General features: G+C 72.8%; 11 protein-coding genes. 2 read left to right on the plus strand and 9 right to left on the minus strand.

What is annotated here, in order from left to right; genetic code table 11:
* Nucleotides 1–67 precede the first annotated feature (67 nt).
* Nucleotides 68–445, plus strand: a complete 378-nt coding sequence (locus tag E9998_RS22680) for a hypothetical protein (RefSeq protein ID WP_136531976.1) — start codon at nucleotides 68–70, stop codon at nucleotides 443–445.
* A gap of 67 nt (nucleotides 446–512) precedes the next feature.
* Nucleotides 513–848 carry a hypothetical protein gene (locus E9998_RS22685; protein ID WP_136531977.1) on the plus strand — a complete coding sequence of 112 codons (336 nt, stop codon included), beginning with the start codon at nucleotides 513–515 and terminating at the stop codon, nucleotides 846–848.
* A 463-nt stretch (nucleotides 849–1,311) separates the two neighbouring features.
* Here E9998_RS22685 and E9998_RS22690 read toward each other — a convergent pair whose 3' ends face one another.
* From E9998_RS22690 to E9998_RS22730, 9 genes are all read right to left on the minus strand, one after another.
* Nucleotides 1,312–2,109: a hypothetical protein gene (locus tag E9998_RS22690; protein WP_136531978.1), complete on the minus strand. Its 798-nt coding sequence runs from the start codon at nucleotides 2,107–2,109 to the stop codon at nucleotides 1,312–1,314.
* A 143-nt stretch (nucleotides 2,110–2,252) separates the two neighbouring features.
* Complete coding sequence (locus tag E9998_RS22695; RefSeq protein ID WP_136531979.1) at nucleotides 2,253–3,395, minus strand: carbohydrate kinase family protein; 1,143 nt, start codon at nucleotides 3,393–3,395, stop codon at nucleotides 2,253–2,255.
* Nucleotides 3,392–4,663 carry an AGE family epimerase/isomerase gene (locus E9998_RS22700; RefSeq protein ID WP_192907138.1) on the minus strand — a complete coding sequence of 424 codons (1,272 nt, stop codon included), beginning with the start codon at nucleotides 4,661–4,663 and terminating at the stop codon, nucleotides 3,392–3,394. The genes E9998_RS22695 and E9998_RS22700 overlap by 4 nt, the downstream gene beginning before the upstream one ends.
* On the minus strand, nucleotides 4,660–6,813 hold the full coding sequence (locus E9998_RS22705) for a glycoside hydrolase family 36 protein (RefSeq protein ID WP_136531981.1): 2,154 nt from the start codon (nucleotides 6,811–6,813) through the stop codon (nucleotides 4,660–4,662). Before E9998_RS22705 ends, E9998_RS22700 begins: the two co-directional genes overlap by 4 nt.
* A gap of 111 nt (nucleotides 6,814–6,924) precedes the next feature.
* Complete coding sequence (locus E9998_RS22710) at nucleotides 6,925–9,456, minus strand: glycoside hydrolase family 2 protein (RefSeq protein WP_136531982.1); 2,532 nt, start codon at nucleotides 9,454–9,456, stop codon at nucleotides 6,925–6,927.
* 106 nt (nucleotides 9,457–9,562) lie between these two features.
* Complete coding sequence (locus E9998_RS22715; RefSeq protein ID WP_136531983.1) at nucleotides 9,563–11,626, minus strand: beta-galactosidase; 2,064 nt, start codon at nucleotides 11,624–11,626, stop codon at nucleotides 9,563–9,565.
* Nucleotides 11,626–12,531: an ABC transporter ATP-binding protein gene (locus E9998_RS22720; RefSeq protein ID WP_136531984.1), complete on the minus strand. Its 906-nt coding sequence runs from the start codon at nucleotides 12,529–12,531 to the stop codon at nucleotides 11,626–11,628. The genes E9998_RS22715 and E9998_RS22720 overlap by 1 nt, the downstream gene beginning before the upstream one ends.
* Nucleotides 12,528–13,427, minus strand: a complete 900-nt coding sequence (locus E9998_RS22725; RefSeq protein WP_136531985.1) for an ABC transporter ATP-binding protein — start codon at nucleotides 13,425–13,427, stop codon at nucleotides 12,528–12,530. The genes E9998_RS22720 and E9998_RS22725 overlap by 4 nt, the downstream gene beginning before the upstream one ends.
* On the minus strand, nucleotides 13,424–14,425 hold the full coding sequence (locus E9998_RS22730; RefSeq protein WP_136531986.1) for an ABC transporter permease: 1,002 nt from the start codon (nucleotides 14,423–14,425) through the stop codon (nucleotides 13,424–13,426). The genes E9998_RS22725 and E9998_RS22730 overlap by 4 nt, the downstream gene beginning before the upstream one ends.
* Nucleotides 14,426–14,435: the final 10 nt, after the last annotated feature.

Here is a 14,435-nt window from a genome sequence, read left to right on the forward strand (position 1 = left end):
CAACGACCACTGCGATCCCCGGGCGGCAACCTGTCGGCTATCCGACAGTTTGAAATGGAGGTGCGAGATGAGCAACCCAAATGCGGCCGGGAGCACCGCCCGAAATGCACTCGAACGAGGGACCTTCCGGGACGACTACCGGACCTATACGGTCCGCGCGTCGAGCGCCAGCGCGCCGGACTCGTTCCAGGTGCTGACCGGCGAGCGCAAGGATGATGTGGTGCTGGTGGTCTCCGGGCTCAACTCCGGTGAGCTGAAGGCGACCTGGGGTCCGTTCTGGAACGGGCTCAAGTCGAACGCGAAGATCTGGATCGAGGAGCAGGCGTTCCGCACGGTCTACTCGGTCCGCCGGGCCACGGCCGCCGCGCAGGCCGGGGCAGGTGTCGGCCCCGGGGCCGGGGCTGTGAGCGTCGGAACCTGCTCGGTGCGGGCATGCAATGGCTAGCGGCGCAGCCGATTCGGTGAGAGGTCGGCAATGACTGGGCGTGCCGCCGGTTCAGTGGGAATCCGGAATGGCTAGCCGTGCGGGCGGTTCGACCGTCCCCGACAAGGACCCGTACAACTTCCGGTCCGATGGGAAGCCGGGCGTCGACGGCTACCTGGGCGACTTTCGCAGGAACCCGGCCGTCTTCACGCTCTACCGGCTCGACTCGTTCCCGGCCCGGGCGCGCAAGGTGGCCGAGTACCTCCTGGATGTGGACGACGGCGCGGGCGCCCGGGAGTGCTGCCGGTTCACCGACGACCCCGACGACGTCCCCGCCTGGTACGGCGCGTGGAACGGCGACGAGTGGTGCGAATGGATCATGCAGCAGGTGCAGAAGATCATCGCCGAGCCCGACATCCATTGACCCGCAAAGCGCTCCGCGGCCCGGCGACTGAATCTCGGGCGGGCCCCGGAGTATGAAGGGCCCGCCGCTCCCCAGGACGGCCGGCGCCCTCACCGGGCCGGTCGAGGTGGGTGGACCTCGACCGGCCCGTCACTCGCTGTCGGTCCGCGCTGCCGGTTCCCGGTGTCCGGCAACCAACGCAACCGACACCAACGCGGCCCCGACCCGGCGATGATCACTTCCGATACCGCCTCGTACTCGGACCAGGTATTCGGCCTGTTCAGGCGCCCTCAAACCAACCCGTAGCAGAACGGCCGGGACCTGATCGGGTCCCGGCCGTACTGGGGCTGATGGTGGCTTCAACGGTGTTGCGTCAGTGCCGGTCCTCAGTCTTATCGAGTCCCAGAGCGACCTCGGCGAGGCGAACGTAGGTCTCCGCTAGGTGCTTCGCCAGGTCGGAACCGGGGCGGGGTCGCATCTTGGCTTAGCCCTGGCGGAGCCGGGCGATGACCCGCTCGACGGCCTCGTCGTGCAATCCGGCCAGGAGCGGACGCAACTGCGCGCCGTCGTGGGCGAGCAGGCTCGTCCGGATCTCGGGGTCGACGCGGTCGAGCAGGCCGCGCAGGTTCGCCATGGCGGCTTCCTCCCGGCTTACCTGGGCCTCCTCCCGCGCGGCCGGGCCGATGAGCTTGGCGACGGCGTCGATGTCGGCCTGCTTGATGGAGCTGCGCACGGTCGACGCGGGCTTGCCCGCCGCGCGGCCGAGCACGTCGAACGAGTACGGGCGGCCGCGGACATGCTCGCGGGCGTAGGCGAACAGCAGCCGACGCTGCTCCTCTTGGGCATTGATGATGCGGCTGGCCTCAGTGATGGCCTCCAGCAGCGGGTCGGTGTCGGAAGCCTCGGCGGTCTCGGCCATCTGCCCGGCCAGTTCCTCGCGGGCGTCGTAGGTCGCGTCGAGCGTGTTCTGGTACTCCTCGAAGTACGTGGGATCGGAAAATACAGCCAGTTTGTCCGGCTCCGGCATCAGGATCGCGACAAGATCGCGAATCAGTGGATCTTTAACCATGGGAACGAGATTAGCAAGTATCGCAAGATTTGTATAGATCGCGAACTCTGATGGTGCAGCGAAATTATGTCGTGTCAGCGGCATCGGCCGCCTAGCTGCCATGTTCAACACCGGCGTCAACTTCACGGAACGGCGCTGTGCGAGTTCGGCGAAGCGCGGGGCGCTCGGATCGGCCAGCGCCGCCGAGCACGCCGCGGACGGACGGGTCCGCACCCGATCCGGCTCCGTGCGGCACGGCGCCGAAGCGGGCGTGGCGTGGGGTCGGCGGCCGGAGGGGTGCGGGCCGGGGCGGATGAGGCGGCAAAGTGCTTTTGGGCTCGGCCCTGGTGGACGGGTGCGGTTCGGGGCCGGTGCGGTCAGGCGGCGCCGTCGAGTTCGGCTCTGGTGGGCGGGTCGGCGCCGGGGCGCGAGACGGTGATGGCGGCGGCGTTGGCGGCCCAGGTGGCGGCGTTGCGGAGTTGGGTTTCGGTGAGGGCTTGGAGGACGTGTCTGGCGTCGGGGCCGTGGGCGTTCAGTGAGAGGAGCGCGTCGATGAGGGCGCCGGTGTAGGTGTCCCCGGCGCCGATGGTGTCGGCGACGGTGACGGTCACGCCGGGAAGGGTGAGCACGGTGTCGCCGCGGACGAGGACGCTGCCGTCGGCGCCGCGGGTGACGACCACGAGGACCGGTCCGCGTGCGGCCCAGTCGCGGGCGATGTCGACGGGGTCGGCGCCGGGGTGGTACCAGGCGAGGTCCTCTTCGGACACTTTCACGACGTCGCTGGCGGCTACGAGCCGTTCGACGCGCGGGAGCACCGCGTCGCGGTCGGGGGTGATGGCGGGCCGCGCGTTCGGGTCGAAGGTGACCAGGGCCCGGCCCCGGGCGCCGGTGAGGGCGGCTTCGACGGCGGCGGCGCCCGGGTCGAGGACCGTGGCGATGGAACCGGCGTGGACCACGATCGGGTCGGCGGCCGTGTCGATCGTCGCGGCGCCGAGGTCCCAGGCGAGGTCGAATTCGTATGCGGCGGAACCGTCTTCGGCGAGGGTGACGGCGGCTGTGGAAGTGCGGCCGGTCGCGGGGGCCTGGGCCGCGACGGTGACGCCGGAGGCCTCCAGCCAGCGCCGGGCCGCGTCGCCGCGCGGATCGGCGGCGAGGGTGGTGGCGAGGACCGGGGCGCGGCCGAGGCGGCCGAGGGCGACGGCGACGTTGGCGGGGCTGCCGCCGGGCAGTTCGCGGACGCCGTCTTGAGTGGTGATGATGTCGATGAGCGTCTCGCCGATGACCAGGACCGGGCCGGGATCGGTGCCCTTCGCGTCGTTACCCGTCGCCGTCTCCCCGATTGCCGGGGCCGGGCCGGGGTTAGCGCCGGTCGGGTCGCCACCCGACAGCTTCTCGCCGATGGCCGTGCCGAACTCGGCGCGGTTCGCTTCGTTGCCGGTGCCACTGGTGCCGTCACCGGCGCGGGCGGTCTCGCCGATCGCCGCCGCCCGGTCGGGTTCGAAACGAGGTTCGTCGTTCATGCCGCTCCTTCGTTTCCGTCGTTCGCGTCGGGCAGCAGGCCCTCGCGGAGCGCCCGTGCGAGGGTGGGGGCCGCCGGGAGGCGGGGCAGGAGGGTTGCCTGGACTGCATGGTAGAGGTCGGGTTTGCCGGGCCAGACCGCGGTGGCGGGGGCGTTGGCGGGGTCGAGTTCGTGGCGCCAGGAGCCGTGTTCGCGGTCGATGAGGCGGCGTTCGGCGTAGTCCCACCAGGCGGCGTAGTGGTCGGCGTAGCGGGTCTCGCCGGTGTGGCGGTGGAGGGCCGCGGCGGCGGCGAGGGCTTCGGCGAGGACCCAGTGCATGCGTTGGCGCACGACGGGTTCGCCGTCCCAGTCGACGGTGTAGACGAAGCCTTCGGCGCCGTCGGCGGCCCAGCCGTCGGCGACGGCGCGGTCGAAGAGGCGGGCGGCGGCGGACACGAGGGCGTCGTCCCCGCCGCGGAGGGCCTCGACCTGGAGGAGCATCCGGGACCATTCGAGGCCGTGGCCGGGGGTGGCGCCGTAGGGCTTGAACGGGTCGTCGGGGCGGTCGCGGTTGAGGTCGAGGTCGGGGGTCCAGTCGGGCGCGAAATGCTCGGGGAGGCGCCCGTCGTGGCGGTCGGCGAGGTCGACGGCGAAGCGGGCGATGGCGTCGGCGCGGTCGCGCCAGGCGCCCGCGCCGGGGCGCCCGAGTGCGTCGAGTGCGTCGGCGGCGGCGAGGAGGGCTTCGACGGAGTGCATGGTGGCGTTGAGGCCCCGGTAGGGCTCGGGTGCGGTGAAGGCGCAGTCCCAGGCGTCCAGGGGGAGCCCGGCGGCCTCGTCCCAGAAGCGGTGCAGGTAGACCGTAAGGGCTTCGTCGAGGAGGGCGGCGGCGCCGGGGCGGTCGGCGAGGGCGGCCGAGGAGGCGGCGAGGACGACGAACGCGTGGTCGTAGCAGGACTTGCCGGCGGCGCGGTCGGGTGCGCCGGAGGCGTCGAGGGCGTGGAACCAGCCGCCGTGCTCGGCGTCGCGCAGGGGGCCGGTGAGTCCGGCCAGGGCGGCGTCGGCGATCGGTTCGGCGCCGGGGAAGCCCATGAGGGCGGCGAGCGAGTAGACGTGAGCGGTGCGGGCGGTGATCCAGGTGCGGACGCCTTGTGCGGGAAGGGGTTCGCCGGTGTCGCCGAGGTAGGCGGCGCCGCCGCCGGGGAGGGCGAGGCGGTCGCCGAAGGCGAGGAGGCGGCGGCATTCGCCGGCGAGCCGGGCGTGGTGCTCCGGCGAGTCGGGTCGCGGTGTCACTGCTGCTCCTTCGAGGTGGCGCCGGGTCCGGTCCAGGTGAGGCGCAGGACGCGGGCGGTCGGTGCGGGGGCGTCGGCCGCGAGGTGCAGCGCGTCGCCGTCCCAGGTCGCGGTCCATGCTCCGGTGCCGGGGGTGTCGGGTGCGGGGAAGACCTGCTCGATATGGATGTCCTTGCCGCGCAGGGCGGGGAGGGGGACGCGGAGGTCGGGCGGGGCGCCGGGCAGGCGCCAGGCGGTGAGGACCGCGGCCTCGTCGGTGTGGAGGGCGAAGGCCTGCCAGGGGCCGCGGTGCTCCAGGCCGAGGGGCCAGGCGGGTTCGGCGGTCTGGACGTGCGGCAGGAGGGCGCGGTGGGCGGCGACGGCGGTGTTGACCAGGCCCAGTTGGTGGTCGTCCATGCGGGAGAGGTGGCCGCTGAGGTAGAGGCGACCGGTGATCCCGGCGACGAGGGTGAAGGCGGACTCCTCGGTGCTCATCTCGGGTTGGGCGTAGCCCCAGTGCCCGGCCTGCTCGGGGAGGATCGACGCGGGGGTGGCGGCGGCGATCGGCGGGTACAGCAGCGGGTCCTGTTGGGCCGAAGTGGACTGGAGGTGGAGGCGGGAGAGGGTCGCGTAGTCGGCCCTCATGCCGCCGGAGGCGCAGTTCTCGATCAGCAGGCCGGGGTGTCGGGCCAGGACGCGGTCGAGCCAGGCGAGGTAGGCGCGGCAGTGCTCCAGGAGCCCGGCGCCGGGGGCGAGGCCGCCGGTGTCGGTGCCCGGTCCGGGCATGATGTTGTAGTCGAGCTTGAAGAAGCCGACGCCCATGCCGACGAGGCGGTCCACGACGGCGTCGAGGTGCGCCGTGACGGCCGGGTGGCGCAGGTCGAGCTGGTGGCGGCCGTGCTCGACGATCCGAGCGCCGCCGCGCTGGAAGAACGCGTCCTCGGGGAGGGTCTGCGCGAGCGGCGATCGGACGCCGACGACCTCGGGTTCGAGCCAGATGCCGGGGGTCATGCCGAGTTCGCGGATGCGGTCGAGGACGGCGGCGAGCCCGTCGGGGAAGCGCGAGGCGCTGGGCTCCCACTCCCCCACCGAGTCCCACCAGCCGCCCGCGTCGTCGTCGTACCAGCCCGCGTCGATGCAGTAGTAGTCGGCGCCCGCGCGGGCCGCGGCCTCGGCCAGCGGCAGGATCTTCGCGGCGGTCGGATCGCCCATGAGCGTGTTCATGTAGTCGTTGAAGACCACCGGCAGCGGGGCGTCGAGGCGCGCGGTCCCGGTGCGCGCGACGAGGTCCCGGCGGTGGGTGGTGAGCGCGGCGAGCGCGGCGTCCACCGGGTCGCCTTGCGGCGCGACGACGGTGACGGCCGCGGGCACGGAGGTGAAGGACTCGCCGGGGGCGAGGTCGAGTGACCACTGGTGCTCGGCGTCGGTGGGGCCCAGGAGCGCGAGCGAGGCGCCGGTGCGGTCCTCGCCGACCTCCCAGTGCCAGGCGCCGTTGTGCTCGATCTGGAAGGCGAGGCCGTAGCCGCCCGAACGGCGGGCGAGGACGCCGGTGGGCAGTCGCTCCCCTGTGGACCACGAGCTGCGGGTGGTGACGGCCATGCGGGCGCGGTTCATGTGGTGGTGCACCGCGGGGTCCATGGCGGGCAGGCCGACCTCGCGGAGCGGGGCGCGGTGCCAGCGGGACTCGGCGACCCAGTCGTTGTCGCCCCACAACACGTCGAAGTCGTCCACAGGGGATTCAGTGTCGGCGGTGAAGGTGCCGAGCACGAGGGAGGTGACCGCCTGGACGCGGACCGGGGCGTCCCCGGCGTGCAGGACCGTCCAGGCCCGCAGGGCCCGGCGGGAGGGGCTGAGGACGCTCACGGCCGTCAGGCCCGTGACCGGGTCGGTCTGGGAGACGTGCAGGTCGGCGCCGACGAGTTCGTGCCCGGTGTAGCGCAGGCGCGAGCCGAGGACGGTGCACGTGTAGCGGTGGCTGCCGGGGAAGCGGCCGTGGCCGAGGGCCTGGACCTCCACGAGCGGCGGAGTGCGCTCGGGCCCTTCGGGTTCGGCGGCGGTCTCGGGCGGGCGGGCGGGGCCCGCGGCGGGGCGCAGCGAGCGGATCGTCACCGGCGCTCCGGCGGCGGTGCCCAGTTCGATCGTGAAGTCCTCGGTGGACCACAGCACGGTCATGTTCTCTCCTCGTCGTCCGGCGCGGCGGATCGGCGGAACGGTTTCGCGGGTACTGCTCGACGGCCCCGGGCGTGGCGTCCTGACCCGTTGCCCGGGGCCGTCGAACAGGGACTACAGGAGGTCGTTGGCGCAGCGCAGGGCCGCGGCGAACGCCTCCGGGCCGCCCCCGTTCGGGGAGGCCACCGCGATCTCGGCGGTCTCGCCGGCCCGCAGGGTGATCATCCCCCGGTCGGCGCGGGCGGCGGGGTCAACGGTGTCGGCGTGGCAGAACACGTCCCTCGCGTGCGAGGTCGCGGTGATCCGCAGCAGGCACCCCTCGGCGGTCGCCTCGGCCTCGACCCGGAGCGGGCTCGGGTCGAGCCGCTGATCGGCGATCTCGGCGCCGTAGCGGTGGGCCGGGGCGAAACCCGAGCCGGCGGCGACGGCGCGGATCACCTCGGCGGCACGGTCGCCGAACGCGGCGACCTCGTCGGGGACGGCGAGGGCGACGGCGCCGCGCGCGTCGACGCGGGCCTCGACGGCCGCTTCGGCGAGCACGGTCCCGTCGAAGGTCTCGCGGGTCACCGCGAACGTCCCCGCGAAGTCCTCGCCGGTGTCGTTGACGAGGATGAGCGCGAGCATGTCCCGTTCGGGTTCGAGCCCCTCCCACGCCTCGGCGCGGGCCCGCTCGGACGGGCGCGGCTGAAGCGTCGCGAAGCGCGGGGCGTAGACCTCGCGCAGGACGTGCCACAGCGGCTTGCGGTGCTCGGCGAAGTCGACCGCGGCCCAGGAGACGACCGGCCAGTTGTCGTTGAGCTGCCACAGGATCGAACCGGTGTTGTGCGGGGTCAGCGAGCGGAAGTGCTCGATGCCGAACCGGATCGCCTGGGCCTGGTTGAGCTGCGTGGTCCAGTGCCAGTCCTCGATGGACTTCGGGTCGGGCAGGTGGCCCTGCCAGCCGCGTTCGAGCTTGGCGTTGCCCAGGTGGGCCTTCTGGTGCACGAGCATCTCGTGCCCGAAGGGGTCCAGCGGCTCGTCGTGGACGACCGCGGCGAGGGTCGACCACGCCGGCGGGGCCTGGAAACCGAACTCGGAGACGAAGCGCGGCTTGTAGTCGGCGTACACCGAGTAGTCGGCGCGGTTCCACACGTCCCAGATGTGCATGGTGCCGTAGCGCTCGTCGTTGGGGTGGCGGTAGTCGCCGAAGGAGTACGGGCTCGCGGGCGAGTACGGGCGGGTCGGGTCCAGTTCGGACACGACTGCGGGCAGCAGGCCGTTGTAGTAGCCGTCGCCCCAGGCGCGGCCGTCGAGTCGCCCGGCCCAGCCCCAGTCGACCGAGCCCCACGTGTTCTCGTTGTTGCCGTTCCACAGCACCAGCGAGGGGTGCGGGCTCAGCCGCGTGACGTTGTCGCGGACCTCGGCCTCGATCTCCGAGCGCATCGGCTCGTCCTCGCTGTAGGCCGCGCAGGCGAACAGGAAGTCCTGCCACATGAGCAGGCCGTGCTCGTCGGCGAGGTCGTAGAGGTCGTCGGACTCGTAGATGCCGCCGCCCCACACGCGCAGGAGGTTCATGTTGGCGTCGAGGGCGTCGGCGACGCGCCGGGCGTACCGCTCGGGGCCGACCTCGGTGAGGAAGGCGTGGTCGGGGATCCAGTTCGCGCCGCGCACGAGGACCCGCTCGCCGTTGACCTTGAGGTCGAACGGCGCGCCGGCCATGTCGGCGGCGGTGTCGAGCTCGACGGTGCGGAACCCGACGCGGCCCTCCCAGTGCCCTTCGCCGACTTCGACGCTCACCTTGTAGAGCGGCTGGTCGCCGTGGCCGACCGGCCACCAGCGGCGCACCTGCGGCACGTCGAGGACGACGGTGACCGAGTCCGACCCGGCCGGGACCGTCACGGCGGTCTCCAGCGGGAGGACCTCGGGGCCGACGACGACGAGGAGGGCCTCGACGTCGCCGTCGCCGGAGGCGCGCTCGATGTCGATGTGGGCGGTGAGGACGCCGTCGTGGCCGCCCTCGGCGTTCGCGACGACGTCGACCAGGGGGCGGACGGCGGCGACGCGCGCGCCCGACCACGAGTCGAGGCCGATGGGCTTCCAGATGCCCGCGCCCGCCACGTCGATGCCCCAGTCCCAGCCGAAGGAGCAGGCCATCTTGCGGAGCTGGTTGTAGGCGTGGTGGTTCACGTGCGGCAGGGCCCCGTCGCGCTCCTCGCGGGCCGCGGCCTCGGGGACAGGCGCGGTGAAGCGCACCGTCAGGGTGTTCTCGCCCTCGCGGAGGTGCTCGCGCACGTCCCAGCGGTAGGAGCGGTGCATGTTCTCGGTACGGGCGACCTCGGTGCCGTTGAGTTCGACCAGGGCAACGGTGTCGAGGCCGTGCGCGACCAGGTCGTGGCGCTCGGCGCCGGCGGCGGTCCAGTCGAAGACGGTGGTGAACGTCCAGTCCGTGTCGCCGATCCACTGCTGCGCGGCCTCGTTGTCGCCGTCGAACGGGTCGGCGATGAGGTCGGCGCGGCGCAGGTCCAGGTGCGCCTCGCCGGGAACGGCCGCCGGGACGCCGGACGCGAGCGGGCCCGCGAGGTCCCGCGGCGCGCCCTCGGGCAGCTCGGCGGCGGTCAGCGTCCAGCCCGCGTGCAGCGCGCGGAAGGTCGGAGGCAGGTACGTCATGGTGGATCCTCTTGCTCGGTGGTCACGCGTCGGCGCTCTTCATGTGGGAGCGGACGCGTCGGTCACGCGGGGGTCGCGGGTGTTGCTGCGGGCGTGCGGACCCGGGTCATTCGCGGGCGCGGCGGACGGCCTCGCGCACCACGCGCGCACCGCCGGCCGGGACCGTCGTTTCAGGACCGACGGCGGCGTCCGCAAGCAGGTCGTGCCCGTCGGCGGCGACCGTCGCGTCCGTGTCGGCGTGGTTGAGCAGGAACAGGTACGAGTGCTCGGGGCCGACGCGGCGGACCGCTTCGAGGCCCGGCGGCGCGTCCACGACCGGTTCGAGCCCGGCCTCCGCGGCGAGGCGCCCGGCCAGGGCGTCCACCGCGGCCTCGGCCAGGGGCGCCGAGACGTACCAGGCCGCGCCCTCGCCGATCCCGTTGCGGGTCACCGCGGGAGCGCCCGCGAGCGAACCGGAGGCGTAGCGCAGGACCGCTTCGGCGCCGTCGAGGTGCACCCGCTCGGTCCAGTCCTCCACATCGGAGCCGTCGTCCAGATCGGTCCGCTCGCGTTCCTGGAGCGGGTAGAACTCGTCGGTCCAGGCGCCGAGCACGTCGCGGAACGCGCCGGGGAAGCCGCCGGTGAGCACGCGGCCGTCGCGGTCGCACACGCCCGACAGGTAGGTGACCGCGAGCGTGCCGCCGCGCGCGGGGACCGCGCGCAGACGCTCGGCGGCCGCGTCGTCGACCACGAGCATGGTCGGGACGACGACGAGGTCGTAGCCGTCGAGGTCGGCGTCCGCCGGGACCACGTCGCACAGGATGCCGCGCTGCCACAGGGCCCGGTGCCAGGTGCGCAGCTCGCGGCCGTAGCGCAGGCCGCGGTGGGGCTTGAGTCCGTGCTGGAGCGCCCAGCCGGCGAGGTCGTCGGCGACGATCGCCGCACGGGCGGGCTCCACGACAGAACCCTGGACCTCCTTGAGCGCCTTGAGGTTCGCGCCGAGGGCCACGACCTCCCGCCACACGCGCGAACGCGTCCCGCTGTGCGGCAGCATCGCCGAGTGGAACTGCTCGGCCCCGGCCGTGGAGGCCCTCCACTGGAAGAACATGACGCCGTCCGAGCCGCGGGCCACATGGCCCAGGGAGTGGCGCGCGATCTCGCCGGGGTCCTTGGCGCGGTTGCGCCGCTGCCAGCTCGGGCCGCCCGTGGAGCTCTCCATGAGCAGCCACGGGCGCCGGCCCTCGGCGATGCCGCGCATCCGGTCGGCCGCGAACGCGAGATCCTGCTCCCGCAGCGGATCGTCCACAAGGGTGTAGTGGTCGTTCGCGGCGACGGCGGTGTGCTTCGCCCAGGACGCGTAGTCGACCACCTGCGCCCCGGCGCCGACCATGAGGTTGGTCGTCACCGGCACGTCCGAACGGGCCTGGAGGACCGCCTTCTCGGCGAGGTAGTGCGACAGGAGCGCGTCCGAGGAGTACCGCTCGTAGTCGAGGTACAGGCCCGGGTTCGGGGCGCCGTGGCGCCCCAGCGGCGGCGCGATCTCCTCCCAGGCGCCGAACCGGTGCCCCCACTGGGCGGTGCCCCAGGCCTCGTTCACCGCCTGAAGGCTCCCGTGCCGGTGCGCCAGCCACTCACGGAACGCCGCCGCCGACAACTCGCAGTGGCAGCGGGCGTTCCCGCCGCCCAACTCGTTGCCCACGTGCCACAGCCGCAGCGCCGGGTGGCGCCCGTAGCGCTCCGCCAGCGCGTCCACGTGCCGCAGCGCGTACCGGCGGTACACCGGCGAGGCCGGGCACCAGGCGTTGCGCCCGCCCGCGGGCTCGCGGTAGCCGTCGGCGAGCACCGGGGCGATCTCGGGGTGGGCGGCCAGGAGCCAGCTCGGCGGCGCGGCCGTCGGCGTCGCCAGGTCGATCCCGATCCCGTTGCGGTGCAGCAGCTCGATGGCCTCGTCGAGCCAGGCCCAGTCGCGCACGCCGTTGGCGGTCTCCACGGTGCCCCAGGCGAAGACGCCGAGGGTCACGAGGTTGACGCCGGCCTCGCGCATGAGCGCGACGTCCTCGTCCCAGACCTCGCGCGCCCACTGCTCGGGGTTGTAGTCCCCGCCGTAGGCGAGGCCCTCGGCGAGGCGCACGACCGGCGGGGCCGGGTCGGGCTCGGGGATGATCGCGGACACCGCTTCGGGAACGGTCATCAGGGGGCCGCCGCGCGGGCGGCGGCGGGCACGCCCGCCTCCTGCCAGGAGCCGGTGAAGTGGTCGTAGCAGGTGGAGTTGTCGATCGTCTCGCGGTCGACGGGGTCGGAGGAGGTGACCCGGCCGGGGCGCTCGGGGTCGGGGGCGGCCAGCGCGAGCAGTTTCGTGTACTCGTGGTGGGGGTCGAGGATGACAGCGTCCGAGGGGCCGCGTTCGACCACGCGGCCGCGGTAGAGGACGACGATCTCGTCGGAGAAGTGGCGCGCGGTGGCCAGGTCGTGGGTGATGTACAGGACCGCGAGGGCGTCCTCGCGTTGAAGGCGGCCGAGGAGGTTGAGGACGCCGAGGCGGATGGAGACGTCCAGCATGGACACCGGTTCGTCGGCGATGAGGACCTGCGCGCCCGGTGCGAGGGCGCGGGCGATGGCGACCCTCTGGCGCTGGCCGCCGGACAGCTCGTGGGGGCGGCGGGGCGCGATGTTGGCCGCGGGGGTGAGGTTGACGCGCTCGAGCATCTCCAGGACCCGCTCGCGGGTCTCCTCGGCGGTGGTCGTGCGCTTGTGGATGCGCAGCGGCCGGGCGATGTGGTGCTCGATGGAGTGGAAGGGGTTGAGCGAGGCGAAGGGGTCCTGGAAGACCATCTGGACCTCGCGGCGGTAGCGGGACCTGGCGACGGCGGTGCCGTCGTCGAGGCGCACGTCCACGGTGCCTGAGCTGGGGGTCTCCATGCGGGTGAGGATCTTCGCGATGGTGGACTTGCCCGAGCCGGACTCGCCGACGAGGGCGACGGTGCGCCCGGGGGTGAGTTCGAGGCTGACGTGGTCGACGGCGCGCAGGCGGGTGCGTTTGAGGCCGGTCCTGATGCTGTAGTCCTTCACCAGGTCGGTGACGCGGACGCTGGTCATGCTCGCTCCTTGCTGGCCTGGGCGGGGACCGGGGCGGTCTCGTCGACGCCGGTGCGGATGAAGGCGCCGCGCGAGCCCGAGAGGCTCGGGAAGGAGCCGAGGAGGCGCCTGGTGTAGGGGTGGGAGGCGTCGCGGTAGAGGCGCTGGGCGCTCTCGAGTTCGACGATCTCGCCTTCGAGCATGACGGCGATGCAGTCGCTGATCTCCAGCAGGAGCGGGAGGTCGTGGGTGATGAAGACGACGGCGAAGTCGAGTTCGTCGCGCAGGCGCACGATCTCGCGGAGGATGTCGCGCTGGACGACGACGTCGAGCGCGGTGGTGGGCTCGTCCATGATCATGATCTGGGGTTCCAGGAGCATGGCCATGGCGATCATGACGCGCTGGCGCATCCCGCCGGAGAGTTCGTGCGGGTAGGAGGTGAGGCGCCGGACGTCGACGCCGACGCGGCGCAGGACCTCTTCGGAGCGTTCGCGGATCGCCTTGCGGGACATGCCGGGCCGGTGGGCCAGGAGGGTGTCGCGCAGTTGGGCGCGGACGGTGGTGACGGGGTTGAGGGCGTTCATGGCGCCCTGGAAGACCATGGAGAGCTTGTCCCAGCGGAAGGCGCGCAGTTCGGCGTCTTCGAGGGCGAGGATGTCGATGTCCTCGCCGCTCTTGTCGTGGAAGGTGATGCGGCCGGAGGCGATGCGCGCCGGGGGCCGGTGGAGGCGGTTGACGGCGTAGGCGAGGGTGGTCTTGCCGCAGCCGGACTCCCCTGCAAGGCCGAGGATCTCGCCGCGGTGGAGGGTGAGGTCGGCGTGCTTGACGGCGGTGACGGGCTCGTCGGACTCGTAGACGACCGTGAGGTCCTCGACGGTGAGCACGGGCCGCGCGGCGGCGCCGGTCGCGGTCGTCATCGGACGGCCTCCTTTGCGGTGGTGTCGCGGGCGAGCTCGCGTTCGAGGCGGGCGGCCCGGCGGGCGCGCTTGCGGTGCAGGCGAAGGTTCTTGAGCTTGGGGTTGATGAGCTCGTCGATGGAGAAGTTGACGAGCGACAGGCCCATGCCGAACAGGGCGATCATGAGGCCCGGGGGCACGAACCACCACCAGGCGCCCAGGGAGAGGGCGAACCCGTTCTGGGCGTAGAAGAGCATGGTGCCGAGGGTGGCCGAGTTGGAGGCGCCGAGGCCGATGTAGGAGAGTCCGGCCTCGCCGAGGATGGCGGCGATGACGGCGAACACGAACTGCGAGGCGATGACCGGCAGGAGGTTCGGGAGGATCTCGACGACGATGACGCGCCAGGACTTCTCGCCGGAGACCTGGGAGGCGGCGACGTAGTCGCGGCTGCGGACCGAGAGGGTCTGGGCGCGCAGGACGCGGGCGGCGCCGGCCCAGCTGGTGACGGCGAGGACGACGGCGATCGTCCACAGTCCGCGGCTCTCGCGGGGGACGAACCCGGAGATGACGATGACCAGGGGCAGTCCGGGGATCACCAGGAACACGTTGGTCAGCAGGGAGAAGGCCTCGTCGAGGACCTTGCCCTTGTAGGCGCCGTAGATGCCGAAGAGGGCCGAGAGCGCGGTGGCGAGCAGGCCGACGATGATGCCGATCTGGAGCGAGCCGCGGGTGGCGAAGGCGAGCTGGGCGAGGACGTCCTGCCCGGTCTGGGTGGTGCCCAGGGGGAATTCGGCGCTGGGCCCGGTCAGGCCCATGTCGCGGATCTCGCGGGGGTCGCCGACGAAGTAGGGGGCGATGACGGCGAAGAGGGTGATGCCGCCGATGAGGACCAGTCCGATGGCGAGCCAGGGGGTCATGGTCGGCAGGAGGGAGCGCCAGCCGGCGCGGGCGGGGCGCCCCGAGGGGGCGGGTTCGTCCGCGGCGGTGTCGAGGGCGGTGGGGGAGGCGAGGTTCGTCATGGTTCGGTTC

Source organism: Glycomyces paridis (genome assembly GCF_004912155.1).
GTDB classification, from domain to species: domain Bacteria; phylum Actinomycetota; class Actinomycetes; order Mycobacteriales; family Micromonosporaceae; genus Glycomyces; species Glycomyces paridis.

Coding starts and splice junctions, on each gene's coding strand:
- E9998_RS22680 (WP_136531976.1), top strand. CDS start 68: ATGAGCAACCCAAATGCGGCCGGGAGCACCGCCCGAAATGCACTCGAA.
- E9998_RS22715 (WP_136531983.1), bottom strand. CDS start 11,626: ATGACCGTTCCCGAAGCGGTGTCCGCGATCATCCCCGAGCCCGACCCG.
- E9998_RS22720 (WP_136531984.1), bottom strand. CDS start 12,531: ATGACCAGCGTCCGCGTCACCGACCTGGTGAAGGACTACAGCATCAGG.
- E9998_RS22710 (WP_136531982.1), bottom strand. CDS start 9,456: ATGACGTACCTGCCTCCGACCTTCCGCGCGCTGCACGCGGGCTGGACG.
- E9998_RS22695 (WP_136531979.1), bottom strand. CDS start 3,395: ATGAACGACGAACCTCGTTTCGAACCCGACCGGGCGGCGGCGATCGGC.
- E9998_RS22685 (WP_136531977.1), top strand. CDS start 513: ATGGCTAGCCGTGCGGGCGGTTCGACCGTCCCCGACAAGGACCCGTAC.
- E9998_RS22705 (WP_136531981.1), bottom strand. CDS start 6,813: ATGACCGTGCTGTGGTCCACCGAGGACTTCACGATCGAACTGGGCACC.
- E9998_RS22725 (WP_136531985.1), bottom strand. CDS start 13,427: ATGACGACCGCGACCGGCGCCGCCGCGCGGCCCGTGCTCACCGTCGAG.
- E9998_RS22730 (WP_136531986.1), bottom strand. CDS start 14,425: ATGACGAACCTCGCCTCCCCCACCGCCCTCGACACCGCCGCGGACGAA.